We start from the raw sequence: 22,754 nt of genomic DNA, 5'->3' as shown, positions 1-22,754 counted from the left end.
CCCCGTATGGATGGACGTGAAGCGATACTTCCGTGGGCCGGTCATGTGGATCGTGCTGGCCGTCCTCGCCGTGGTCGTGTTGATGAACGTCGTCGGCTCCGGCGGCGGCTACAAGTCGGTGGAGACCAGCGAGGTCATCAAGGCGATCAACAGTGGCCAGGTGGAAAGCGCCAAGCTGACCACCGGTGACAGCCAGATGATCAAGATCGAGCTGAAGAAGGGCCAGAAGCTCGGCGACAACGACGGCACGAAGTTCCAGGCCAACTACATCGGGGACCAGGGCGTCGGCCTCGCCAGGGACCTCCAGACCAAGTACGAAGCGGGTCAGATCCCGGACGGCTACACCGTCTCGCCGGACAAGACCAGCCCGTTCCTCAGCGTGCTGCTCTCGCTCCTGCCCTTCGTCCTCATCGTCGTGGTCTTCCTGTTCCTGATGAACCAGATGCAGGGCGGCGGCTCCCGGGTCATGAACTTCGGGAAGTCCAAGGCCAAGCTCATCACCAAGGACACCCCGAAGACGACGTTCGCCGACGTCGCGGGCGCGGACGAGGCCGTCGAGGAGCTCCACGAGATCAAGGAGTTCCTCCAGGAGCCGGCGAAGTTCCAGGCCGTCGGCGCCAAGATCCCCAAGGGTGTGCTGCTCTACGGCCCGCCCGGCACCGGAAAGACCCTGCTCGCGCGTGCCGTCGCGGGCGAGGCCGGTGTGCCCTTCTACTCGATCTCCGGTTCAGACTTCGTCGAGATGTTCGTCGGTGTCGGTGCCTCGCGTGTCCGTGACCTGTTCGAGCAGGCCAAGGCCAACGCGCCGGCGATCGTCTTCGTCGACGAGATCGACGCCGTCGGCCGGCACCGCGGTGCGGGTCTCGGCGGCGGTCACGACGAGCGCGAGCAGACCCTCAACCAGCTGCTGGTCGAGATGGACGGCTTCGACGTGAAGGGCGGCGTCATCCTGATCGCCGCCACGAACCGTCCGGACATCCTCGACCCGGCGCTCCTGCGCCCGGGCCGCTTCGACCGGCAGATCGCGGTCGACCGTCCCGACATGCAGGGCCGTCTGGAGATCCTCAAGGTTCACCAGAAGGGCAAGCCGGTCGCCCCGGACGTCGACCTGGGCGCTGTCGCCCGCCGTACGCCCGGCTTCACCGGTGCCGATCTCTCCAACGTCCTGAACGAGGCCGCGCTGCTCACGGCCCGCTCGGACAAGAAGCTGGTCGACAACCACGCCCTGGACGAGGCGATCGACCGCGTCGTGGCGGGCCCGCAGAAGCGGACCCGGATCATGTCGGAAAAGGAAAAGAAGATCACCGCGTACCACGAGGGCGGACACGCCCTGGTCGCGGCGGCTTCCCCGAACTCCGACCCGGTCCACAAGATCACGATCTTGTCCCGCGGCCGGGCCCTGGGCTACACCATGGTCCTGCCCGACGAGGACAAGTACTCCACGACGCGCAACGAGATGCTCGACCAGCTGGCGTACATGCTGGGCGGGCGCGCGGCCGAGGAGCTGGTCTTCCACGACCCGACGACGGGCGCGGCGAACGACATCGAGAAGGCCACCGCCACGGCGCGGGCCATGGTCACGCAGTACGGCATGACCGAGCGCCTCGGTGCGATCAAGTTCGGCGGCGACAATACCGAGCCGTTCCTGGGCCGCGAGATGTCGCACCCGCGGGACTACTCGGAAGAGGTCGCGGCGCTGGTCGACGAAGAGGTCAAGAAGCTCATCGAGACCGCGCACAACGAGGCCTGGGAGATCCTGGTCGAGAACCGTGACGTCCTCGACAACCTGGTCCTCGCGCTGCTGGAGAAGGAGACGCTGAACAAGGAGCAGATCGCCGAGATCTTCTCGACGATCGTGAAGCGTCCGGCCCGCCCCGCGTGGACCGGCTCCGCCCGCCGCACCCCGTCGACCCGTCCGCCGGTGCTCTCTCCCAAGGAGCTCCAGCTGACGAACTCGGCGAACGGCACCTCGGCGGCGAGCTCGTCGATCGTGTCGGTGGAGAAGTCGGTGGAGAAGGCCCCGGAGCCCTCCCCCGAGGACCGCGCCGAGTAGTCGTCGGCCCGGACCCCTCCGGAATGGATGCCGCGCCCCCCGGGTTCTAGCCTGGGGGGCGCGGCACTTTCACGTGCGCGCGAGCGCTCAGTGCACCACACAGGAACGAGGAAAAGATGACCGACCCAGTGACCTTGACCGGTGACGAGGGCACGATCGGCGAGTTCGACGTGAAGCGCGCCGAGGCGGCCGTCCGAGAACTCCTGATCGCGGTCGGCGAGGACCCGGACCGCGAGGGCCTCCTGGAGACCCCCGCGCGCGTGGCACGGGCGTACAAGGAGATACTGGCCGGCCTGCGGCAGCAGCCCGAGGACGTCCTGACGACGGTGTTCGACCTGGGGCACGACGAGCTGGTCCTGGTGAAGGACATCGAAATCGTGTCTTTGTGTGAGCACCACCTGCTGCCGTTCCACGGCGTCGCCCACGTCGGCTACATCCCGGCGGAGAGCGGCAAGATCACCGGCCTGTCGAAGCTGGCCCGCCTCGTGGACGTGTTCGCCCGCCGCCCGCAGGTGCAGGAACGTCTCACGACGCAGATAGCCGACTCCCTGATGGAGATCCTGGACGCGCGCGGCGCCATCGTCGTGATCGAGGCCGAGCACATGTGCATGTCGGTCCGCGGCATCCGCAAGCCGGGCGCCAAGACCACCACGTCCGCGGTACGCGGCCAGCTCCGCGCCACGGCCACGCGCGCCGAGGCGATGAGCCTGATCATGGCGCGCTAGCCGGCCATCGGCGTGCGCGCCTGACTACGCGCGCGCCGGGGATTCCGGGGTTTCGTCGTCGTCCTCGGGGAGCTTCAGGACGTGCTCCAGGAAGAGGGCGGCGGCGATGACCGCCGCGCCCGTGAGGACCGAGAAACCGGCGTACCAGGTCTGGTCGCGGCGGGCCGGGACATCGAGGGCGTCGGTGAACAGGAAGACGCCCACACCGCCGTACATGCCCGCCACGAGGGCCGCGACCAGGGCGCTGGCCTGGCCGAAGACCACCGCGCGGGCCGCCATCAGCGGCTCCACGCCCTTGGCTCCCGGACGCCGCTCCCGCTGCGCCCTGAGGCGGCCCCGCAAGGACAGGGCCGTGGCGAAGAGCACCACCGCGATGACGGCCAGCACGATCGGCGCGGCCAGCGGGACGCCCGGCAGGGTCCCGTAGGCGTTCCACAGGCGCGCGCCGGCCCAGGACAGCACGCCGGCGACCACGAAGATGCCCGCCAGGACCGCCGGCCTCAGTTGCTTCACGTGCCCGTTCCCCGTTCCCGCGCCATTCCGTCAGCCGTCCACAGGGTAACGACTACTCGGGGAGGTGGAGTTCCAGGTCGGGGCGGGGGGTGACGCCCGCCAGGCCGACTTCGGCCAGGAGCGCGGAGACCGGGCCGCGGCCGGGGATCGTGGCCTCCGGGTCGATGTCCCGCCACGGGGCCAGTACGAAGGCCCGCTCGTGGGCCCGCGGGTGCGGAAGGGTGAGGACGGGGTCGTCGGAGACCACGTCGGCGTACGTCACGATGTCCACGTCGATCGTGCGGGGGCCCCAGCGCTCGTCGCGGACGCGGTCGAACGCCTCCTCGATGGCGTGGCCGCGCTCCAGCAGGGACGACGGCGGCAGGGTGGTCTTCAGCGCCACGACCGCGTTGAGGTACGAGGGCTGCGAGCCGGGCTCGACGCCCCACGGCTCGGTCTCGTAGACGGGGGACACGGCCTTGACCCGCAGGCCCGGCGTGTCGCCGAGGGCGTCGACGGCGCCCTGGAGGGTCTCCAGGCGGTTGCCGAGGTTCGCGCCGAGCGCGAGCACGGCCCATTTCGGGTTGGAGAGGGTGACGTCCGCCGCGTCGACCGTCTCGACGACGGACGCCGGTACCGGCTGGACGGTGGGGTCGCTCTGTGCGTTCAGTCCGTTGTTCACGCGCGGCTCCGGGTGATCGTGATGGTCACGTCGTCGAAGGGGACGGTGATGGGCGCGTCCGGTTTGTGGACGACGACCTCCACCTGTGCCACGGCGTCGTGCTTGAGGCACTGCTGGGCGATCCGCTCGGCGAGGGTTTCGATCAGGTCGACGGGCTCGCCCTGGACCACGTCGACGACCTCCTCGGCGACGACCCCGTAGTGAACGGTCTTGGCCAGGTCGTCGTCGGCCGCCGCGGGGCGGGTGTCGATGTGCAGCACCAGGTCGACGATGAAGGTCTGGCCTTCCTCGCGTTCCCGGGGGAAGACGCCGTGGTGCCCGCGAGCCTTGAGGCCGCGCAGCGCGACACGATCCACGCGAATCACTCCTGTTTCGTAGGTTCTTCCGGTCCCGGGACTCCCCGGGGCCATGGGCCTACGCCGAGTGCGGTCGGCGTCGTCCACCTTCGAATTTACCTGCGATAAACCTCGAACCCCGCCCGAGGGGTCAGTCGGTGTCCTCTTCGTCCTCATCTTCGGAGTCCGTAAGGACGGGTGAACCGTGGTGGGACCAGAGTCTCCAGCCCTCCGGTGTGCGTCGGAACACATTCGTGGCGACGACCAGCTGGCCGACCAGCGGGCCGAGCTCCCCGCCGTCCTCGGCGGGGCCGCCGCTGAGGATGTTCTCCGTGCACGTGACCAGGGCGGTGTCCGCTATGACCGCCACCTTGGTGTCGGTGAGGAAGAACTGGATGTACTCGGTGTGGGACATGATCAGCGCGTAGGAGCGCAGCACCTCGCCGCGGCCCGAGAGCACCGGCCAGCCCGGGTGCACGCAGGAGATCTCGTCCTCCAGCCAGAGCGCCGACAACGCGTCGAAGTCCCCCCGCTCCATGGCCTCGTAGAAGGCCGTGTTGGCCTCTTCGACGGCTTCGATGTCGGTACGGCTCACCGTGCCCCTTTCCTGTCCTGCCTGTACGGGTGCTGCCGCGGGGCCGCTGCTGCGGGTCGCTGCCGCGGGCCGCTGCCGTGGGTCGATGTCCGGACGGGTGTCCGGATCAAAGAGCCCCTTCCACGGCGCGAGCCACGCGAACCGCGTCGGCGGTGGCCCGTACCTCGTGCACCCGTACGGCCCAGGCGCCCTGGTGGGCGGCGATGGCCGAGACGGCGGCCGTGGCGGCGTCCCGCTCACGGGCCGGCGGCGGGGCGGCGTCGGCGGCCCCGGCCAGGATGCGGCCGAGGAAACGCTTCCGCGAGGCGGCGACCAGCAGCGGGAAGCCGAGCGCGCGCAGGTCGGCGAGGTGGGCGACCAGGGCCAGGTCGTGCTCGGCCTTCTTGGCGAAGCCGAGGCCCGGGTCGACGAGGAGCCGCTCGGGGGCGATTCCGCCGGCGACGACGGCGTCGATACGGGTGCGCAGCTCGGCGGTGACCTCGGCGAGCACGTCCTCGTAGACGGCGAGGCGGTTCATGGTGTCGCTGAAGCCGCGCCAGTGCATGACCACGAACGGCACCTCGGCGGCCGCGACGGCCGGGATCATGCCGGGGTCGGCGAGTCCGCCGCTGACGTCGTTGACCAGGGCCGCGCCGGCGGCGACGGCCCGCGCGGCGACGGACGCGCGCATGGTGTCGACGGAGACGACCACGCCTTCGGAGGCCAGGCCGCGCACCACGGGGACGACCCGGCGCAGCTCTTCCTCCTCGTCGACGCGGGGGGCGCCGGGCCGGGTGGACTCCCCGCCGACGTCGACGAGGTCGGCTCCCTGGACGACGAGGTCGAGACCGCGCTTGACGGCCGCCGTGGTGTCGAACCAGCGGCCGCCGTCGGAGAAGGAGTCGGGGGTGACGTTGACGACGCCCATGACCCCGCAGCGATCCCACTCCGGCAGACCTGTGACCCGGCCCCTGTCGGCGGCCCTGCGGTTCGTGTTCATAGGTCAAGGGTAGAGCTGCCCTGGATATGTCAGGGTCCGTTGCCCCTGCCCTGGCCGGGCGATACGGGAACCCCGATCGTCCCCGGCCCCTGCCCTGGCCGGGCGGTACGGGGGCCGGGGCATCGGCCGTTCCGGCCGCCCGTGGCCCGCTGGGCCGCCGGTGCTCGGGCCGGGCGCTCTGGGTTGGTGCCTTGGCCGGGCATACGGGGCCGGGGCATCGGTTGTTCCGCACTTCGCGGGCCCTGCCGGGGCGCCGGCCTTTTGGGCGGGGCCTCGGGCCGGTGGCCCAGCCTCGACGGGCACCGCGCGGGGCGGCTGCCCTGGATCACCCGTACTTCCAGCCTCGCCGGCGTTTGAGGCGCGGGTCCGGGCGGAGCCCGGTGCCCGGGGGAGCCGGGTTTCGGGGGGGGGGGGGCCCGGCGCCCCCGCGGCCGCCGCCGCCCCCCGCGGGCGGGGGGGGGGGGGGGGGGAGAGGGGGGGGGGCGGCGGGCCCCCCGGGGCCGGCCGGCGCGGGTTCCCTCCCCCCGCGCCCGCTGGGTGGCACCCCCCGGGGCCCCCCCCAACACCCCCCGCCCCAACCGCCGGCGAGGCTGGGTGGGGCCGCCCGGGGCTTCCCGGGGGCCCGGGCCGGGGTTTCCGGGGCCGGCGGATACCGGGGTCCGGGTTCCGCCCCGGCCAGGGGTCAGGCGGCGGCGGGCTCGCGGTCGGGCTGGGGCGGGACCGCGGTGACGTGGCTGTGGGCGCAGGTACGGACCGGCTTGGGGCGGCGGCGGCCGGCGAACAGGCGCGGCAGGGCCAGCGTCACGAAGCCCTCGGCCTGCATCGCGGCGAAGCCGATGCGCGGCAGGTCGCGGGTGGTGCGGAAGACCACGAAGCGGGGCTCCCAGCGGGGCCGGAACTTCGCGTTGAACTTGTACAGGGACTCGATCTGGAACCAGCGGGACAGGAAGACCAGCAGGCTGCGCCACATCCGCAGCACCGGGCCGGCGCCGATCTTCTCGCCGCGGGCGAGGGCCGAGCGGAACATCGCGAAGTTGAGGGAGACCTTCTCGATGCCGAGCGAGGGGGACGCCTCCAGGGAGGCGACGATCAGCAGCTCGTTCATGCCGGGGTCGGCGGCCCGGTCACGGCGCATCAGCTCCAGCGACATGCCGTCCCCACCCCACGGGACGAAGTGCAGGACGGCCTTGAGGTCGCCGAACGGGGAGGTGTCGCCCTCCTCCACGCGGTGCGCGGTGGCGATGAAGCAGTCGCCGTCGCCCGGGTCGCCGACCCGGCCCAGGGCCATCGAGAAGCCGCGCTCGGTGTCGGTGCCGCGCCAGGCCTCGGCGGCGCCGCGCACCTGCTCCAGCTCGGCCTCGGTCAGCTCGCTGACCCGCCGGACCTTGGTGGTGTAGCCGTTGCGCTCGATGCGCTTCACCATTTGGCGGACATTGCGCATGGCCCGGCCGGAGAGGGAGAAGTCTTTGACATCGACAATCGCCTCGTCACCCAGCTCCAGGGCGTCGAGACCGGTCTCGCGGGTCCAGACCTCGCCGCCGGTCTCGCTGCAGCCCATGACGGCCGGCGTCCAGGAGTGGGCCTTGGCCTCCTCCATGAACCGCTCGATGGCGCCGGGCCAGGCCTCGACGTCGCCGATCGGGTCGCCGGAGGCGAGCATCACGCCGGAGACGACGCGGTAGGTGACGGCGGCCTTGCCGCTGGGGGAGAAGACGACGGCCTTGTCGCGGCGGAGCGCGAAGTGGCCGAGCGAGTCGCGGCCGCCGTGCTTGGCGAGCAGCTCGCGCAGCTTGAGCTCGTCGTCGGAGGTGAGCCGGGCGGCCGGGTGCTCGGGTCGGAAGGCCAGGTAGATCGTGGTGAGCGCGGTCAGCATGCCGAGGGCGCCGAGGGAGTAACCGACGGTCCAGGAGATCCGGCCCGCGTAGTCGACGGGCCCCTCGAAGCCGAACAGGCCGTAGACGACGTGGCTGATCTGCTCGTAGACGCCGGGGTCGCCGACGACCCTGCCCGGGTGGGAGTTGACGATGACCAGGCCCAGGCCGATGGAACCGGCGCTCATCAGGACGAAGTTCGCGAGCGCCTTCCAGCGGCTGCGCGGGTCGGGCAGGGCCTTGAACTCACCCTGATGGCGCAGCAGCAGGGCCAGCAGCGCCGCCGCGATGATCACACCGAGGACCGAGTGCCGGTACGTGAACTGCGCCACCGCCCCGGCCGGCAGCAGCACCACGGCGGCCCGCCACGCGCGGCGCTTGCGGCGCTTGAGCCCGTGGGCGAGCAGCAGCAGCAGGACGCCCGCGCTGATCGCGAGGGCCGCGGCGAAGGGGCCGAGGGAGCCGGGCAGCACCTCGGTGACCGCGTGGATCCTGCTGTGACGGAACCGGGGGAACACGCCGGCCGCGACGTCCAGAAGGCCGACGATCGTGACGGCCGTACCTACCAGGCCGGGTACGGTCTCCGGTCGCGGTCCGCGGAAGATTCGCCGGACCCCACTCGGAACCTGTCCCGACTTATCGCCATCTATCCTGCTAGACATCGCTTCCCGTTGCTCCGCGAGAGATCATGTGGCCGAAGGCCGCGACAGCCTCCGGAGTGTGGTGCGTCCACTAGGACGACATCGAGGAGGAGGCGGTTCACTCTTCCGTCGAGAAAAACTCGTCCTGCCATCAGAAAGTCGACTGACTGCTCATGGGTCTCACCAGTAATACGGTTCTGGCGCTGGCCATCATCGCCGGTGTGCTGCTCTTCGCGGCGACGGTCTGGTTCTGGCCGAAGCTCTCCGGCCGCACCTGGGGTGCCTTCACCGGCCGGATCGGCCTCCTGCTGGCGACCCAGCTGGCGCTCTTCTCGGCCGTCGGTCTGGCGGCGAACAAGTCGTTCCTCTTCTACGGCTCCTGGGCCGACCTGTTCGGTCAGGAGACGTCGATCGGCAAGGTCGTCGACCACTCGATGAGCAGCAAGGACATCAAGGTCGTCGACAAGCAGAAGCTGGACGTGCCCGGCGGCGGCAAGCCGCAGGTCGGCGGGCAGATCCTGAAGGTTGCCATAACCGGGCAGAAGTCGAAGATAACGAGCCCCGGGTACGTGTGGCTGCCGCCGGAGTACTTCCAGCCGCAGCACAAGGACAAGAACTTCCCGGCCGCCATCGTGCTGACGGGCTATCCGGGCACCGCCGAGAACCTGATCAAAGGGCTGAACTACCCGATGACGGCCTTCAAGCAGGCCAAGACGGGCAAGATGAAGCCGATGATCCTGGTCATGCTGCGGCCGACGGTCGCGCCGCCGCGTGACACCGAGTGCGTGGACATACCCGATGGCCCGCAGACCGAGACGTTCTTCGGCGAGGACCTGCCGCGCGCCATCACCGAGACCTTCCGGGTCGGCAAGAAGCCCCAGAACATGGGCTTCATCGGCAACTCCACGGGCGGCTACTGCGCCCTGAAGATCGCCGCGCACTACCCGCAGAACTTCGGTGCCGCCGCCGCGCTGTCCGCGTACTACGACGCCCCGAACGACCCGACGACCGGCAATCTGTTCCAGGGGGACGAGAAGCTGAAGAAGCGCGCGAACGTCCTGCACACCATGGAGCACAAGAAGCCGGCCGGTACGTCGTTCCTCGTCACCAGCAGCAAGAAGGGCGAGCCGAACTTCGGCGACACCAAGAAGTTCATCAAGAAGGTGAAGACCCCGGACCGGGTCTCCTCGATCATCCTTCCCAGCGGCGGCCACAACTTCAACACCTGGCGCCGTGAGATCCCGCCGATGCTGGTGTGGATGAGCGGCCGCATCCAGGGCTGAGCCCGGACGGACCACCCCGCGCGGCCGCGGTCTCCGCGGCTACGCCTCGTACGCCTTCTACGCCGTCTACGTCTTCTACGCCTTGTGCAGCCGGGCCCGGCGCAGCGCCCGGTGCACCCCCTCCGGGGTGAGTACGCCGACCAGCGCGCCGGTCTCCGGATCCGTGACCCCGATCCGGCCGGAGTCCCCCTGCAGCAGCAGCGCCAGCGCCTCGCGCAACGTCGCCCCCAACGCCACCGCGGCGGTGGGGGCTTTTCCGTCGGCGGCCTCCAGGTCGGCCGTTCCGACCGGGGTGACCGCGAGCCGCTTGAGCCCCCGGTCCGCGCCGACGAATCCCGCGACGTACTCCGTGGCCGGCGCGGCCAGCACCTCCGCCGGGCGGGCGAACTGCTCGATGGTGCCCGCTCCGTAGACCGCGATCCGGTCGCCGAGCCGGACGGCCTCCTCCAGATCGTGCGTGACCAGCAGGATGGTCTTGCGGACCGTCTTCTGCAGCGTCAGGAACTCGTTCTGCAGGCGTTCGCGCACCACGGGGTCCACCGCGCCGAACGGCTCGTCCATCAGCAGGACCGGCGGGTCCGCCGCGAGCGCGCGGGCCACGCCGACGCGCTGGCGCTGCCCGCCGGACAGCTGTTCCGGGTACCTGCCGCCGTACACCGCCGGGTCCAGCCCGACGAGTTCGAGCAGCTCGCCCGCCCGGGCGCGGGCCTTGGCCTTGGGCGTGCCGGTCAGCAGCGGCACGGTCGCCGTGTTCTCCAGCACCGTCTTGTGGGGGAACAGCCCGACCTGCTGGATGACGTACCCGATCCGGCGGCGCAGTTCGACCGGATCGGCGGCCGCGATGTCCTCGCCGCCGAGCAGGATCCGGCCGGAGGTCGGCTCGATCAGCCGGTTGACCATCTTCATCGTGGTGGTCTTGCCGCAGCCGGAGGGGCCCACGAGCGTGACCAGCTCACCCTCCGCCACCTCGAAGGACAGGTCCTCGACGGCCGTCGTCCCGTCGGCGTAGCGCTTGGTCACATGCTCGAATCGGATCACAGGGGCCATCTTTCCGTTGCTTTGATCATCAAGTGATCTCAGTAATCCCGGTGTTTCCATCGGAATGGTCCGTAACGGTCTCACCAGAGCGCGAGTTGCGCGCCGGTGTCCTGTTGACGGTCTCCCGTTTCCTTCCCGGCCCGGGGGCTGGGGATTGCGCCACCTGCCCGCCCCGGCCCGGCCTTGCGGCGCGGGCGGGTGGTGCGGGTCTTCCGGTCGGCTCCACGGGGCTTCGACTCCGCCTTGGCGGGGTCCAGGTCTCCGGCCACTCCGGTACCTGTGGTGCGGGCCGCGAGGGCGACCAGGTTGTGTCCGGCGTTGGCGTCCCGGTCCAGGACGAGGCCGCAGTTTTCGCACGCGAAGACGCGCATGCTGAGGGGCAGCTTGGCTTTCGCCACACCGCAGCGGGAGCAGGTCTTCGAGGAGGGGTACCAGCGATCGGCGACGACAAGTCGCGTGCCGTGCCGGCGGGCCTTGTAGGCGAGCTGGCGTCGGATCTCACCGAACGCGGCATCCGCGACGCGGCGGGACAGGCGCCGATTGCGGCCCATTCCGGCGACGTTGAGGTCTTCGACGACGATCGTGCCGTACTCGCGGGCGAGGCGGGTCGTCATCTTGTGGAGGGTGTCCTCGCGGAGGTTCGCCACCCGGTGATAGATCTTGTTCCGCGCCTGGCTGGCCTTCTCCCAGCGTTTCGACGCCTGCTGCCCGGTGCGCCGGTCGGGGCCCTGACGGCGGGAGACGACACGGCTGGCGCGGCGCAGCTGCTTCTGCGCGCGGTCGAGGTGGCGTGGGTTGGGTTCCTCACCAAGCACACCGTCGCTGTCGGCGAGGACGGCCAGCGTCTTGATGCCGAGGTCGATGCCGACCACCACGTCCGGGCGGGCAACTCTCACCAGCTGATGCTTCTCCTCAACCTGGAACGACACGAACCAGCGGCCCCGGTCCAGCCGTGCGGTCGCGGACAGGATCCGCATGTCCCCGGCGTCGAAGAGGGCTCTTAGGCGGGAGGCGTCCTCGTGGAGGCGGACCGTGCCGATCCTGGGCAGGGTGACATGGTGTCCGTCAGGCTCAATACGGATCGTGCCGGTGGTGAACCGGCAGGTCAGGCCTGCTTTCCGCTTCGACTTGAAGCGGGGGACGCCCATCTTGCGGCCTTTGCGCTTGCCGCTCTTCGACTTCGCGTAGTTGTCGAACGCCGCCGACGCGTTGGCCAGGCCGGTGTTGTATGCCTCCTTGGAGTTCTCGTCCCACCAGCCGGCGAAACGGGGGTTGGTGCGCTTGTCCTCGTTGAACGCCTTCCGCAGCGAGGGCAGCGACCACGACCGCCACTGGGTGAGCTGGTCCTCGGGGATGCCGTACGACTGCTCGGCCCTGCGCTGCCACCACGCGGCGGTGATGTATGCGACCGCCCAGTTGTACGCGGCACGCGCGGCGCCTCCGTGCGAGTGCAGGTGACGGTTGGCTGTGGCGTTCGGGTCCAGCGCGAGCTTGTGCGCCAGGACGGTGAAGCCGGGCTGCGGCGTGAACTTCTTCATCCGGCCACCTCCGGGCCGGTGGCGACGGCGACGGCCCGGGCGGCACGATTCTTCGCGGAGCTGCGGCCGTACAGGCGTGCGCACATCGAGGTGAGGACCTCGGTGATGTCCCGTACGAGGTCGTCGGCGGTCTCTGCCCGGTCAAGGACGACCAGACGCCGTCCGGAGGCCGAGAAGGCGGCTTCGAGGTGCTCGACGCCGAACCGGGCGAGGCGGTCGCGGTGCTCGACCACGATCGTCCCCACACCCGGGTCGGCGAGCAGGCGGTGCAGCTTGCGGCGGCGCCCGTTCAAGCCGGAGCCAACCTCCGTCACCACCTCAGCGACCGCGAGACCCTGGGCCGTTGCGCCCTGCACGGTCCGGGCGACCTGGCGCTCCAGGTCCGCTTTCTGGTCACCGGACGAGACCCGGCAGTACACCACGACCCGCCCGGCAGCCCGCGGAGCGGGCTCGGTCACGAGCCACGTACCCGACGGCGTCTGGACGACCGGGACCGGCATACGGCCCTCTTTCGCCCAGGTCCACGCGGTCTGGTAGTGCACGCCGTTACGCGCTGCCCACTCGGAAAGCTTCACAACATCAGGATATTCACTGAGAACACCTGATATCCACTGAAAGAAATGGGAACTGTTGTTTACCCACCACCAGGCCCCTTCTGTGAAGGGAACGTTGCCCCCTCCGAAAGGTTCCGGCCATGGAGGGTGGCGCGGGTTAGGGTCGGCCTGGAGCGGGTCTTTCCGCAAAGACGTACGCACGGTGACAGGCACGGTGACAGGGGGGGGTGAGGGCGATGGCCGGGCAGAACTGCCTGGTGGCGAACGACTGGATCTGCTGGGAGTACGTCACCTCCCGCTCCCAGGAGCTCACCGACGCGACGGTCGAACACGTCTGGATCACCGGCGTCTCGGTGCTGATCGGCCTCGCCGTGGCCGTCCCGCTCGCGCTGCTGGCCCGCCGCGGCCGCCACTGGGCGGCCCCCGTGCTGGGCCTCACCACCCTGCTCTACACGATCCCCTCGCTCGCCATGTTCTCCCTGCTCCTGCCGGTTTTCGGCCTGTCGGCGGCGCTGGTGGTGACCGGGCTGGTGCTCTACTCGCTGACCATCCTCGTCCGCAACGTGCTGGCCGGCCTGGAAGCGGTCCCCGAGGACGTACGGGAGGCCGCGCACGGGATGGGATACGGGCCCCGGCGGCTGCTGTGGCAGGTCGAACTGCCGCTGGCCCTGCCCGCGGTGCTCGCCGGGGTCCGGATCGCGACCGTCTCCACGGTCGCGCTGACCACCGTCGGCTCCATCGTCGGCAAGGGCGGCCTGGGAAACCTCATCGCCCCGGCCGTCAACAGCTCCTTCAAGGCCCAGGTGCTCACCGCCTCGGTGCTGTGCGTCCTCCTCGCGCTGGTGGCGGACCTGCTCCTGCTCGGCCTGGAGCGGCTGCTCACACCGTGGACGCGGGCGACCCGGACGAGGCGGGCGACGCGGGCGGCTGCGGGTCCGCTCTCGGCCCCGGCCTCGGCCCTGACGTCGGCGAAGGGGGCCTGAAGCCGTGGGCGTACTGGGCGGGGCCTGGGACTGGCTGGCCGACGGCGCCAACTGGGCGGGGGAGAACGGTGTCTGGCACCGGCTCGCCGAGCACGTCTACGTGAGCGGGGTGGCCCTGGCCATCGCCTGCGCGGTGGCCCTGCCGGTCGGACTGTGGCTCGGGCACCTGGGCAAGGGCGGCGCCCTCGCGGTGAACGTCTCCAACGCCGGCCGGGCGGTCCCCGTCTTCGCGGTGCTGGCGCTGTTCATGGTCTCGCCGCTGCGCGGCGCGGGCAGTGTGCCGACCATCGCCGCGCTGGTGCTGTTCGCCGTACCGCCGCTGCTGACCAACGCGTACGTGGGCGTGCGGGAGGTGGACCGCTCGGTGGTCGAGGCGGCCCGGGGCATGGGCATGTCCGGCGGCCAGCTGTTCCTGCGGGTGGAACTGCCGCTCGCGCGGGGGCTGGTGATGACGGGCCTGCGTTCGGGGGCCGTCCAGGTCATCGCCACGGCCACGATCGCGGCGATGGTCGGCCAGGGCGGCCTGGGCCGGATCATCACCGCCGGTTTCAACACGTACAACACCGCGCAGGTCTTCGCGGGCGCGCTGCTGGTGGCGGTGCTGGCCCTGGTGGTGGAGGGCGCGCTGGTGGCGGCGGACCGCCTGCTGCCGCGACGCCCGGCGGCGGCCCGCCTCTGAATTCGTAACTATTCATAACTATTCGTCCTGTTCGTCGCTTGAATGGAGTAACCATGAGCAAGTCCACGCGCGTCCTCGGCGCGGCACTGGGTGCGGTGGCCCTCGCGGCCTCGCTCACCGCGTGCGGCGGCGACAGCCTGGAGAAGTCCAAGGACGGGGGCGGGTCCTCCGCTTCCTCGGGGTCCTCCTCCGGCGGGGGCAAGGGCAAGCTCGTGATCGGTGCCGCCGGCTTCACCGAGTCCAACGTGCTGGCGGAGCTGTACGCGCAGCTGCTGCGGGACGCCGGCTACAGCACCTCGATCACCACGGTGAACAACCGCGAGCTGTACGAGCCCTCCCTGGAGAAGGGCGAGATCGATGTCGTCCCGGAGTACGCGGCCACCCTCGCGGAGTTCCTCAACGCCAAGGTGAACGGCCCGAAGGCGCCGGAGGAGAAGCCGGTGGCGTCGAGCGACGCGGCGGCGACGGTGGCGGCGCTGGAGAAGCTCGCGGCCCCGCTCGGCCTGAAGGCGCTACCGGCGGGTTCGGCGGTCGACCAGAACGCCTTCGCGGTGACCAAGGAATTCGCCGGGAAGAACAACCTGAAGACACTTTCCGATCTTGGTAAGTCGGGGCTGAAAGTGAAGATCGCGGCGGGCGACGAATGCGCCGTCCGGCCGTTCTGCGCCCCGGGTTTGAAGACAACATACGGAATCGATGTTTCCGGTATTGACCCCAAGGGAGTCGGCACCCCGCAGGCGAAGCAGGCGGTCAAGGACGGCGTGGACCAGCTGGTGCTGACCACGACCACCGACGCCACCCTCGACAGCTTCGGCCTGGTCCTGCTGGAGGACGACAAGAAGCTCCAGAACGCCGACAACGTGCTGCCGGTGGTCAACGCCAAGGACGCGGGCGCCCCGGAGGTCGCGGCCGCGCTCGACAAGCTGACCAAGACGCTCACGACAGCCGATCTGATCGCCCTCAACCGCAAGGTCGACGCGGAACGCGCGAAGCCGGCGGACGTCGCGAAGGCGTTTCTGGAGTCCAAGGGGCTGCTGACCAAGGAGCAGTGATGCGTTTGGTGGAGAAATGAGCGGTAACTGCCTGGGAACAGATTGTCGGGCGGCTACCCCACTCCGGGGCCAGGCCCTGTAAATTTCAGGCCATGCCCCGTGGACGCCACCGCAATCCCGAACCCCTGCACCGGCTGCTCACGCCGACGAGCGTCGCCGGTGTCTCCGTCACCAGTGCCGGCGCGGCCTGGCTGCTGGCGGAACCGCTGCCTCTGCGCCTGCTCGCGGCCCTCGCGGCGGCCGCGGGCGTGGCCGGTGCCGTCGTCATGCGGTCCTGGGACCGCGCGGCCGGCCGCCGGGTGGCGGAGCTGGACCGCGAGCGCGTCAAGGACGAGTGGAAGACCGACGAGCGCATAGCCGAGCTCGAATCCGACCTCGAAGAGGCCCGGGTGCTGCGCGCCAAGCTCGACGCCAAGCTGCGCGCCAAGCGGGTCGAACTGGCGGGGCTGCGCGGGGAACACGCCGCGCTGCTGCGCCGGTACGCGACCGCCGAGACGGAGCGCGCGAGCGCCCTGGAGGGCCGCCGGCTGCTGGCCATCGAGGCCTCCGCGGCCCCGGCCGCCGCCGCTGCCGCGCCCAAGGAACTCCCGCCGGTCACCGAGGAGCGCACCTCGGCCGGCGCGCCGACCGCCGTCGGCTACGCCCGGGCCAGCGCGGCCATGGCGGCGCTGGTCAGCAAGGCGGAGCAGGCGCACGCCCGCGCGGAGCTCCCGGCGCCGCCCGCGAGCCCGGCTGCGGCGAGCCCGGCAGCGGCGGTTCCGGCTGCGGCGACCCCCGCCGCGGCGGTTCCGGCTGCGGCGGTTCCGGCGGCGCTTCCGGCGCGCCGGCCCGCGGCGGCGGTGGCCCCCTACTCGGCCTACTCGGCCCAGCGCCGGACGGCCTCGCGCGTCGAGGGCGGCTTCGACTTCTTCGGTACCAAGACGGCGGCGCAGGCCCGCGCGGTGATCGAGGCCGTCCAGAACGAGGACCTGGCCGACGTGGTGGGCGCGGAGGCCCTCGCCGTCCACAAGGCGGAGTCCGCGCAGCGCCCGGCCGAGCCGAAGTTCAAGCAGGCCACGGCGGAACACCGCGCGGTGGGCCAGGTCATCGACCTGACGGCCCATGACGAGACCGAGCCGATCGACGTGGGCCGGCTCCGCACCGCGATCTCGTAGCGCCCCTTCCGGGGCTCAGGGGTAGGCCAGCACGAGGCCGGTCGCCACGACCTCCAGCAGCACCTGCACGGCCAGCGCGGGCTTGCGTACCGTCTCCGGGGCGGCGATCGCCGCGATCATGAACACCAGCGCGGCGCCGAGCAGCACCCCGAAGGCGGCCCCCGGGAAGGGTGTGCAGCCCCCGTAGGTCAGGCACCGGGAGCCCGTATAAGTGGCCAGGGTCGCGATCTTCGCGAGGACCAGGGCGGGCAGGAGCAGCACGGCGGCGATCACGGGGTACTTGACGGACATGCGGCCATCCTCGCCCGCCACGGGCTCACGGGGATCCGCGCGGGTACTCAGCCGCGCCTGCCCCACGTACTCAACTCATACGGCTACGGCCTCAGGCTGTGTCGTCTCAGAACAGCGGCAACTGCCCGGGAAGCGCGGGCAGGACGAAGCCGTCCAAGGTCGGCGCCGAGGCGCCGAGCATCACCCGGGCCCGTGATCCGGGACAGGAGACCAGGTCGCCGCGCCCCCGGCCGGCGGGAGGGTCGTGGCGGGCGATCCGGCCGGCGGTCACGGCGCAGTCGCGGCCGCAGGAGGGGCAGGCCCGTCTGGGGGAGTGGGACATGCCCCCAGTCTGCCCGGCCGCACCGACAGCGCCCCTCGCCGATGTCGGCTACCTCCCGATGTCGGCTACTTGTCGATGTCGCCGACGACGAAGAACAGCGAGCCCAGGATGGCCACCATGTCCGCCACCAGCTGCCCGGGCAGCAGCACCGCCAGCGCCTGGATGTTGTTGTACGAGGCCGAGCGCAGCTTCAGCCGGTACGGGGTCTTCTCGCCCTTCGAGACCAGGTAGTAGCCGTTGATGCCGAGGGGGTTCTCGGTCCAGGCGTACGTGGCCCCCTCGGGCGCCTTCAGCACCTTGGGCAGGCGCTGGTTGATCGGGCCGGGCGGCAGCTCGGCCATCCGGTCCAGGCAGGCCACGGCCAGGTCGAGGGCGTTGTGCGTCTGGTCCAGCAGGCACTCGAAGCGGGCCAGGCAGTCGCCCTCGGTGCGGGTGACCACCTTGAGTACGTCCTGGAGCTCGCCGTAGGCCAGGTACGGCTCGTCGCGGCGCAGGTCGAAGTCGACGCCGGAGGCGCGGGCGATCGGGCCGGAGACCCCGTACGCGTGCACCGCCTCGGCGGACAGCACGCCCACGCCGCGCGTGCGGCCGCGGAAGATCTCGTTCCCGTGGACCAGCTTGTCGTAGACGTCCATGCGGGTGTTGACGTCGGCGATCGCGGCGCGGGCCCGGCCGAGCCAGCCGGCCGGGAGGTCCTCCTTGAGGCCGCCGACGCGGTTGAACATGTAGTGCATCCGGCCGCCGGAGATCTCCTCCATGACGGCCTGGAGCTCCTCGCGCTCGCGGAACGCGTGGAAGATCGGCGTGATTCCGCCCAGCTCCAGGGGGTACGAACCGAGGAACATCAGGTGGTTCAGCACCCGGTTCAGCTCGGCGAGCAGGGTCCGCATCCACACGGCCCGCTCGGGGACCTCCATGCCGAGCATCCGCTCGACCGCCATGACCACGCCGAGTTCGTTGGAGAACGCGGACAGCCAGTCGTGGCGGTTCGCCAGCATCACGATCTGGCGGTAGTCGCGGGCCTCGAAGAGCTTCTCGGCCCCGCGGTGCATGTAGCCCACCACCGGCTCGGCGCTGGCGATCCGCTCGCCGTCCAGGACGAGCCGCAGGCGCAGCACGCCGTGCGTGGAAGGGTGCTGGGGGCCGATGTTGAGCACCATGTCGGTGCTCTCCGCCGCTCCGCCGATGCCGACCGTCTTCTCCGTCATGTGGGCATTGTCTCAGCCCTAGGGTGGGGGGATGGAAACGGGGACGAACGGTGAGACGGACCGGGCGGGGTGGGTGGGTCTGCCGGGCGGGCTGCTCACGCTGCGGCGGCTGCTGCTGGTGATCTGGATGACGCTGTTCACGGTGGTGACCGGCCTCGTGCTGGGTCTGACGGCCGGCCCCGGGTGGGCGGCCCTCGGGGCGTTCTGGCTGGTGGTCCTGGCCTGGGGCTGGGTGCTGCTCGGCCGGAACTGGAGGTCCTGGCGGTACGCCGAGCGCGCCGACGACCTGCTGATCAGCCGGGGTGTGCTGTGGCGGGAGCAGACCGTGGTCCCGTACGGGCGGATGCAGCTGGTCGAGGTGACCTCGGGGCCGCTGGAGCGGCGGTTCGGGCTGGCCTCCGTACAGCTGCACACGGCGGCCGCGGCCACGGACGCGAGGATTCCGGGGCTGGTGCCGGCCGAGGCGGAGCGGCTGCGCGACCGGCTGACGGAGCTCGGCGAGGCAAGGTCGGCGGGGCTGTGAGCGGCGACGGGGCCGACGGGGCTGTGCGTACCGGTGCCGGCCCGGGGGCGGCGGCGGCCGAGCGACGGTTGCACGTCCTCACCCCGCTGCGCCGGGCGTGGGTGCCGATCGCCGCGACCGTCGGCGTCGTCGCCCAGCAGGGCGAGAGGGTCGCGCGATGGGTGGGAGGGCTGCCCGGTGGCCTGCGGGCGCTGACCGTGGCCGGCCTGGTCGTCGTGTTCGGCCTGTACGGGTTCCTGAGCTGGTGGTTCACGCACTACTCCGTGACCGACACCGAGCTGCGCATCCGCACCGGGCTGCTGTTCCGCCGCACCGCGCACATCCGGCTAGACCGGATCCAGGCGGTGGACGTGACCCGGCCGCTGCTGGCCCGGCTGGCCGGGGTCGCCAAACTGCGGCTCGACGTGATCGGCACGGAGGCCAAGGACGAGCTGGCCTTCCTCGACGAGCGGGAGGCCGTGGCGCTGCGCGCCGAGCTGCTGGCCCGGGCGGCGGGCTTCGCCCCGGCGCAGGCGGTCGCGGTCGGCGAGGCCCCGGAGCGGGAGCTGCTCCGCGTCGGCCCCCGGGACCTGGCGATGTCGCTGGTGCTCACCCTCGGCGCGTGGGCCGCGCTGGCCGCCGGGCTGATCGTCCCGGTCGCGGTGTGGTGGTTCAGCGAAAACCTCTGGGCGACGATCGCCACCCTGCTGCCCTTCGTGGGCGGGGTCTGGACCGGCACGGCCGGCCGGTTCCTCACCGAGTACGACTGGACCGTCGCCGATTCCCCGGACGGGCTCCGGCTGGACCACGGGCTGCTGGACCGGGCGCACGAGACGGTGCCGCCGGGGCGCGTGCAGAGCGTGAAGCTCGTGGAGCCGCTGCTGTGGCGGCGCCGCGGCTGGGTGCGGGTGGAGCTCGCGGTGGCGGGCTCGAAGAACGGGGTCCTGGTCCCGGTGGCCCCGCGCGCGGCGGCCGGGGCCGTGATCGCCCGGGTGCTGCCGGGGGTGGACCTGACAGCGCTGGACTTCAGCCCCTCGCCCCGGGCCGGATCGCGCTGGGTGGTCCCGGTGTGGTGGAAGGGCTACGCCCTGGCCGTCTCGGAGGACGTGTTCGCCGCCCGGCACGGCCGCCTGTGCCGGCGTACGGAGATCGTCCCGCACGCAAAAATGCAGAGCGTCCGCCTCACCCAGGGCCCCTGGGAACGGGCGCGCGGGGTGGCCGACGTATGCGTGGACACCGGCGCGAACGGCACGGTCACGGCCCGCCTCAGGCCGGCCGCCGAGGCCGCCGAACTGCTGCACGCCCAGGCGGCCCGATCCCGCACATCCCGAGCCTCGGCCCGCCCGGACCGCTGGATGACCTGAGGCCGCCCGGCACTTCGACTACTTCTACTACTTCGACGTCCCGTCCCAACTCGTGGACGAGGACGCCGTCTTGGCTCGGGGGGCGATTTTCGGTGGCCGTACGGCCGGTCCCGGTCGGCCCGTCGAAGCGCCCGGGGCTGCACTACCCGCTGGGCGACGGTACGGACCCCGGCACCTGGGAGGTCCTGGACACCCTCCTGACCCACCTGCGCCACTCGGCCCGGCCGGAATCGTAGGCCCCGGGGCTACGCTCGAACGTACGGGATCGAGGCGATGGCCGAGCAGGACACCGTGACCTACCAGGCACCGTGACCGAGGAGGCACCGTGACCGAGCGCAAACCGCCCGGCGTCAGCGTGGAGTCCTGGGTGGACCGGCAGATCAGGGAGGCCTACGAGCACGGCGCCTTCGATAACCTGCCGGGCTGGGGAAAGCCGCTGGCCTCGCTCGACGCCCCGTACGAAGAGATGTGGTGGATCAAGGAGAAGATGCGCCGCGAGGGGTTCGCGGTGCTGCCGCCCACGCTCGCGCTGCGCAAGGAGGCCGAGGACGCGCTGGAGGCGGCCCGCACGGCACGCTCCGAGCGCGCGGCGCGCGACATCCTCTTCGCGATCAACGAGAAGATCCGGGCGGCACTGCGCATGCCGCCGCCCGGACCGCTTCTGGGCCTCGTCGAGTTCGACGTCGAGGGCGTGCTGGCGACGTGGCGCGAGACCCGCGAAAACTGCTTAGCCGTCGCCTAGCTGGCTCAGCCGGCTCCGCCGCCCGCGCGGACCAGGCCCGTCTCGTAGGCCAGGACCACGACCTGGACGCGGTCGCGCAGGGCCAGCTTCGTCAGGATGCGGCCCACGTGGGTCTTCACGGTGGCCTCCGACAGGACCAGCCGGGCCGCGATCTCGCCGTTCGAGAGGCCCTGGGCGACGAGCAGCATGACCTCGCGCTCGCGCTCCGTCAGCCGCTCGATCTCCTTGTTACGAGGCTCCGCCGTGGTCGTCGGCAGCATCGGGGCGAACCGGTCCAGCAGCCGCCGGGTCGTGGAGGGGGCGACCACCGCGTCGCCGCTGTGCACCGAGCGGATCGCGGCCAGCAGCTCGGCCGGCGGGACGTCCTTCAGCATGAAGCCGCTCGCGCCGGCCTTCAGGCCCGAGAAGGCGTACTCGTCCAGGTCGAAGGTGGTCAGGATGATTACCTTCGGGTGCTCCTCCGGCTCACAGATGCGCCGGGTCGCCTCGACCCCGTCCAGCCTGGGCATGCGGACGTCCATCAGCACCACGTCCACCTTCGTGGCCCGCAGCACCTCCAGTGCCTCCAGGCCGTCGCCGGCCTCGGCGACGACCTCCATGTCCGGCTGGGCGGCGAGCACCATCCGGAAACCGGTGCGCAGCAGCACCTGGTCGTCGACGAGCATGACTCTTACGGAATTTGCCGGGGCGGGCGTCGCATCAAAGGCAGTCATGCGGCCAGAGTACGCAGACGAGAGCCCCGCCCGGCTGTGACGCCCTCCGTCGCGGGACGGGGCAGGGTGCCGCCCGTGCAGCGGATCTCGCTACGACAGGGGGACGACTCCCGTCGTAGGCTGAATTTCGCACGCGAGGGACAGGAGGCTGAGGTGGCCGAGACGGCGTTGGCCGAGGTGATGGCCGAGCTGGCCGAGCTCGAGGACCCGAAGACGCGCGCGGTGAACGAGAGACACGGTGACGATCACGGTGTGAACCTCAGCAAGCTGCGCGCGCTCGCGAAGCGGCTGAAGACGCAGCAGGAGCTCGCGTGCCGGCTCTGGGATACGGATGACACCGCGGCGAGACTGCTGGCGGTCCTGATCTGCCGCCCGAAGGCGTTCGAGCGTGACGAGTTGGACGCCATGGTGCGCGAGGCGCGCACACCCAAGGTGCACGACTGGCTCGTGAACTACGTGGTGAAGAAGAACCCGCACTCCGAAGAACTGCGCCTGGCCTGGTCCGCCGACCCGGATCCAGTGGTCGCGAGTGCCGGCTGGGCGCTGACCACCGAACGCGTGGCGAAGAAGCCCGAGGGCCTCGACCTCACAGGACTGCTACACGTCATCGAGGCGGAGATGAAAGACGCCCCGGACCGCCTGCAGTGGGCGATGAACCACTGCCTGGCTCAGATCGGGATCGAGCACGCCGAGCACCGCACCCGTGCGATCGACATCGGTGAGCGCCTGGAGGTGCTCAAGGACTACCCGACTTCCCCGGGTTGCACGTCTCCGTTCGCGCCCATCTGGATCTCCGAGATGGTGCGACGACAGCACGCTAAGACGGTGGCTTGACCGGTGCGCGGGGCGGCGGTTGCCGCCGCTGCGATGACCCGGCGGTGCCCGTCACGGGCGGGGAGTCTCGAAGTTCCACATGACGAGTACGCAGCGCAGGCACTCGCAGGGCGGGAACGCGTCT

General features: G+C 71.0%; 25 protein-coding genes. 12 read left to right on the top strand and 13 right to left on the bottom strand.

What is annotated here, in order from left to right; genetic code table 11:
* Positions 1 to 10: 10 nt before the first annotated feature.
* Together ftsH and folE are read left to right on the top strand one after the other, a co-directional pair.
* Entirely contained in the window at positions 11 to 2,053 is a 2,043-nt protein-coding gene (gene ftsH / locus MTF65_RS12750) for an ATP-dependent zinc metalloprotease FtsH (RefSeq protein ID WP_243628766.1), read from the top strand.
* 116 nt (positions 2,054 to 2,169) lie between these two features.
* Entirely contained in the window at positions 2,170 to 2,778 is a 609-nt protein-coding gene (gene folE, locus MTF65_RS12745; protein ID WP_243628765.1) for a GTP cyclohydrolase I FolE, read from the top strand.
* 24 nt (positions 2,779 to 2,802) lie between these two features.
* On the opposite strand, the gene MTF65_RS12740 is transcribed toward folE, so the two are convergent.
* The 6 genes from MTF65_RS12740 to MTF65_RS12715 form a co-directional block, all read right to left on the bottom strand.
* Complete coding sequence (locus MTF65_RS12740; RefSeq protein WP_243628764.1) at positions 2,803 to 3,291, bottom strand: DUF3180 domain-containing protein; 489 nt, start codon at positions 3,289 to 3,291, stop codon at positions 2,803 to 2,805.
* A gap of 52 nt (positions 3,292 to 3,343) precedes the next feature.
* A complete protein-coding gene (gene folK, locus MTF65_RS12735; RefSeq protein ID WP_243628763.1) occupies positions 3,344 to 3,952 on the bottom strand; it encodes a 2-amino-4-hydroxy-6-hydroxymethyldihydropteridine diphosphokinase in 609 nt (202 codons plus the stop codon).
* Positions 3,949 to 4,308, bottom strand: a complete 360-nt coding sequence (gene folB, locus MTF65_RS12730) for a dihydroneopterin aldolase (RefSeq protein WP_214930424.1) — start codon at positions 4,306 to 4,308, stop codon at positions 3,949 to 3,951. Before folB ends, folK begins: the two co-directional genes overlap by 4 nt.
* Positions 4,309 to 4,438: 130 nt before the next feature.
* Positions 4,439 to 4,825, bottom strand: coding sequence for a nuclear transport factor 2 family protein (locus MTF65_RS12725; RefSeq protein ID WP_243629058.1), 387 nt, complete (start codon positions 4,823 to 4,825; stop codon positions 4,439 to 4,441).
* Positions 4,826 to 4,988: 163 nt separating this feature from the next.
* On the bottom strand, positions 4,989 to 5,861 hold the full coding sequence (folP, locus tag MTF65_RS12720) for a dihydropteroate synthase (protein ID WP_243628762.1): 873 nt from the start codon (positions 5,859 to 5,861) through the stop codon (positions 4,989 to 4,991).
* A gap of 682 nt (positions 5,862 to 6,543) precedes the next feature.
* Positions 6,544 to 8,394, bottom strand: a complete 1,851-nt coding sequence (locus tag MTF65_RS12715; RefSeq protein ID WP_243628761.1) for a phosphatidylglycerol lysyltransferase domain-containing protein — start codon at positions 8,392 to 8,394, stop codon at positions 6,544 to 6,546.
* 152 nt (positions 8,395 to 8,546) lie between these two features.
* Here MTF65_RS12715 and MTF65_RS12710 point away from each other — a divergent pair, with 152 nt between their 5' ends.
* On the top strand, positions 8,547 to 9,656 hold the full coding sequence (locus tag MTF65_RS12710; protein WP_243628760.1) for an esterase family protein: 1,110 nt from the start codon (positions 8,547 to 8,549) through the stop codon (positions 9,654 to 9,656).
* A 75-nt stretch (positions 9,657 to 9,731) separates the two neighbouring features.
* Here MTF65_RS12710 and MTF65_RS12705 read toward each other — a convergent pair whose 3' ends face one another.
* From MTF65_RS12705 to MTF65_RS12695, 3 genes are all read right to left on the bottom strand, one after another.
* Positions 9,732 to 10,694, bottom strand: a complete 963-nt coding sequence (locus tag MTF65_RS12705) for an ABC transporter ATP-binding protein (RefSeq protein WP_243628759.1) — start codon at positions 10,692 to 10,694, stop codon at positions 9,732 to 9,734.
* Positions 10,695 to 10,774: 80 nt separating this feature from the next.
* Positions 10,775 to 12,232 (bottom strand): IS607 family element RNA-guided endonuclease TnpB, encoded by a 1,458-nt coding sequence (tnpB, locus tag MTF65_RS12700; protein WP_243628758.1) that lies wholly within the window; start codon positions 12,230 to 12,232, stop codon positions 10,775 to 10,777.
* Positions 12,229 to 12,807, bottom strand: a complete 579-nt coding sequence (locus MTF65_RS12695) for an IS607 family transposase (RefSeq protein ID WP_243628757.1) — start codon at positions 12,805 to 12,807, stop codon at positions 12,229 to 12,231. Before MTF65_RS12695 ends, tnpB begins: the two co-directional genes overlap by 4 nt.
* A 215-nt stretch (positions 12,808 to 13,022) precedes the next feature.
* Between MTF65_RS12695 and MTF65_RS12690 the strand changes: the two genes are divergently transcribed.
* The 4 genes from MTF65_RS12690 (at position 13,023) to MTF65_RS12675 (ending at position 16,654) form a co-directional block, all read left to right on the top strand.
* Positions 13,023 to 13,769: an ABC transporter permease gene (locus tag MTF65_RS12690; protein ID WP_243628756.1), complete on the top strand. Its 747-nt coding sequence runs from the start codon at positions 13,023 to 13,025 to the stop codon at positions 13,767 to 13,769.
* Positions 13,770 to 13,773: 4 nt separating this feature from the next.
* Positions 13,774 to 14,448, top strand: a complete 675-nt coding sequence (locus MTF65_RS12685) for an ABC transporter permease (protein ID WP_243628755.1) — start codon at positions 13,774 to 13,776, stop codon at positions 14,446 to 14,448.
* A 53-nt stretch (positions 14,449 to 14,501) separates the two neighbouring features.
* A complete protein-coding gene (locus tag MTF65_RS12680; RefSeq protein ID WP_243628754.1) occupies positions 14,502 to 15,500 on the top strand; it encodes an ABC transporter substrate-binding protein in 999 nt (332 codons plus the stop codon).
* 92 nt (positions 15,501 to 15,592) lie between these two features.
* Positions 15,593 to 16,654, top strand: coding sequence for a hypothetical protein (locus MTF65_RS12675; protein ID WP_243628753.1), 1,062 nt, complete (start codon positions 15,593 to 15,595; stop codon positions 16,652 to 16,654).
* Between the two features lie 15 nt (positions 16,655 to 16,669).
* On the opposite strand, the gene MTF65_RS12670 is transcribed toward MTF65_RS12675, so the two are convergent.
* The 3 genes from MTF65_RS12670 to MTF65_RS12660 form a co-directional block, all read right to left on the bottom strand.
* A complete protein-coding gene (locus MTF65_RS12670) occupies positions 16,670 to 16,945 on the bottom strand; it encodes a hypothetical protein (protein WP_243628752.1) in 276 nt (91 codons plus the stop codon).
* Positions 16,946 to 17,051: 106 nt separating this feature from the next.
* Positions 17,052 to 17,267, bottom strand: coding sequence for a hypothetical protein (locus tag MTF65_RS12665; protein WP_243628751.1), 216 nt, complete (start codon positions 17,265 to 17,267; stop codon positions 17,052 to 17,054).
* A gap of 65 nt (positions 17,268 to 17,332) precedes the next feature.
* Positions 17,333 to 18,475, bottom strand: a complete 1,143-nt coding sequence (locus MTF65_RS12660; protein WP_243628750.1) for an NADH-quinone oxidoreductase subunit D — start codon at positions 18,473 to 18,475, stop codon at positions 17,333 to 17,335.
* Between the two features lie 31 nt (positions 18,476 to 18,506).
* Here MTF65_RS12660 and MTF65_RS12655 point away from each other — a divergent pair, with 31 nt between their 5' ends.
* The 4 genes from MTF65_RS12655 (at position 18,507) to MTF65_RS12640 (ending at position 21,083) form a co-directional block, all read left to right on the top strand.
* Positions 18,507 to 18,998 (top strand): PH domain-containing protein, encoded by a 492-nt coding sequence (locus tag MTF65_RS12655; protein WP_243628749.1) that lies wholly within the window; start codon positions 18,507 to 18,509, stop codon positions 18,996 to 18,998.
* Positions 18,995 to 20,341: a PH domain-containing protein gene (locus tag MTF65_RS12650; protein ID WP_374207220.1), complete on the top strand. Its 1,347-nt coding sequence runs from the start codon at positions 18,995 to 18,997 to the stop codon at positions 20,339 to 20,341. Before MTF65_RS12655 ends, MTF65_RS12650 begins: the two co-directional genes overlap by 4 nt.
* 92 nt (positions 20,342 to 20,433) lie before the next feature.
* A complete protein-coding gene (locus tag MTF65_RS12645) occupies positions 20,434 to 20,577 on the top strand; it encodes a DUF6177 family protein (protein ID WP_243628748.1) in 144 nt (47 codons plus the stop codon).
* 89 nt (positions 20,578 to 20,666) lie between these two features.
* Positions 20,667 to 21,083 (top strand): DUF1992 domain-containing protein, encoded by a 417-nt coding sequence (locus tag MTF65_RS12640; protein WP_243628747.1) that lies wholly within the window; start codon positions 20,667 to 20,669, stop codon positions 21,081 to 21,083.
* Positions 21,084 to 21,088: 5 nt separating this feature from the next.
* Here MTF65_RS12640 and MTF65_RS12635 read toward each other — a convergent pair whose 3' ends face one another.
* On the bottom strand, positions 21,089 to 21,796 hold the full coding sequence (locus tag MTF65_RS12635) for a response regulator transcription factor (RefSeq protein ID WP_243628746.1): 708 nt from the start codon (positions 21,794 to 21,796) through the stop codon (positions 21,089 to 21,091).
* A 180-nt stretch (positions 21,797 to 21,976) separates the two neighbouring features.
* Between MTF65_RS12635 and MTF65_RS12630 the strand changes: the two genes are divergently transcribed.
* Positions 21,977 to 22,630: a DNA alkylation repair protein gene (locus MTF65_RS12630; RefSeq protein WP_243629056.1), complete on the top strand. Its 654-nt coding sequence runs from the start codon at positions 21,977 to 21,979 to the stop codon at positions 22,628 to 22,630.
* Positions 22,631 to 22,754 lie beyond the last annotated feature (124 nt).

Origin of the sequence: Streptomyces sp. APSN-46.1 (assembly GCF_022815725.1) — a bacterium.
Lineage (GTDB): Bacteria > Actinomycetota > Actinomycetes > Streptomycetales > Streptomycetaceae > Streptomyces.
This window is presented reverse-complemented; position numbering and strand designations above follow the sequence as displayed.

Coding starts and splice junctions, on each gene's coding strand:
- ftsH (WP_243628766.1), top strand. CDS start 11: ATGGACGTGAAGCGATACTTCCGTGGGCCGGTCATGTGGATCGTGCTG.
- folE (WP_243628765.1), top strand. CDS start 2,170: ATGACCGACCCAGTGACCTTGACCGGTGACGAGGGCACGATCGGCGAG.
- MTF65_RS12725 (WP_243629058.1), bottom strand. CDS start 4,825: ATGGAGCGGGGGGACTTCGACGCGTTGTCGGCGCTCTGGCTGGAGGAC.
- folP (WP_243628762.1), bottom strand. CDS start 5,861: ATGAACACGAACCGCAGGGCCGCCGACAGGGGCCGGGTCACAGGTCTG.
- MTF65_RS12715 (WP_243628761.1), bottom strand. CDS start 8,394: ATGTCTAGCAGGATAGATGGCGATAAGTCGGGACAGGTTCCGAGTGGG.
- MTF65_RS12710 (WP_243628760.1), top strand. CDS start 8,547: ATGGGTCTCACCAGTAATACGGTTCTGGCGCTGGCCATCATCGCCGGT.
- tnpB (WP_243628758.1), bottom strand. CDS start 12,232: ATGAAGAAGTTCACGCCGCAGCCCGGCTTCACCGTCCTGGCGCACAAG.
- MTF65_RS12690 (WP_243628756.1), top strand. CDS start 13,023: ATGGCCGGGCAGAACTGCCTGGTGGCGAACGACTGGATCTGCTGGGAG.
- MTF65_RS12680 (WP_243628754.1), top strand. CDS start 14,502: ATGAGCAAGTCCACGCGCGTCCTCGGCGCGGCACTGGGTGCGGTGGCC.
- MTF65_RS12675 (WP_243628753.1), top strand. CDS start 15,593: ATGCCCCGTGGACGCCACCGCAATCCCGAACCCCTGCACCGGCTGCTC.
- MTF65_RS12670 (WP_243628752.1), bottom strand. CDS start 16,945: ATGTCCGTCAAGTACCCCGTGATCGCCGCCGTGCTGCTCCTGCCCGCC.
- MTF65_RS12665 (WP_243628751.1), bottom strand. CDS start 17,267: ATGTCCCACTCCCCCAGACGGGCCTGCCCCTCCTGCGGCCGCGACTGC.
- MTF65_RS12660 (WP_243628750.1), bottom strand. CDS start 18,475: ATGACGGAGAAGACGGTCGGCATCGGCGGAGCGGCGGAGAGCACCGAC.
- MTF65_RS12655 (WP_243628749.1), top strand. CDS start 18,507: ATGGAAACGGGGACGAACGGTGAGACGGACCGGGCGGGGTGGGTGGGT.
- MTF65_RS12635 (WP_243628746.1), bottom strand. CDS start 21,796: ATGACTGCCTTTGATGCGACGCCCGCCCCGGCAAATTCCGTAAGAGTC.
- MTF65_RS12630 (WP_243629056.1), top strand. CDS start 21,977: ATGGCCGAGCTGGCCGAGCTCGAGGACCCGAAGACGCGCGCGGTGAAC.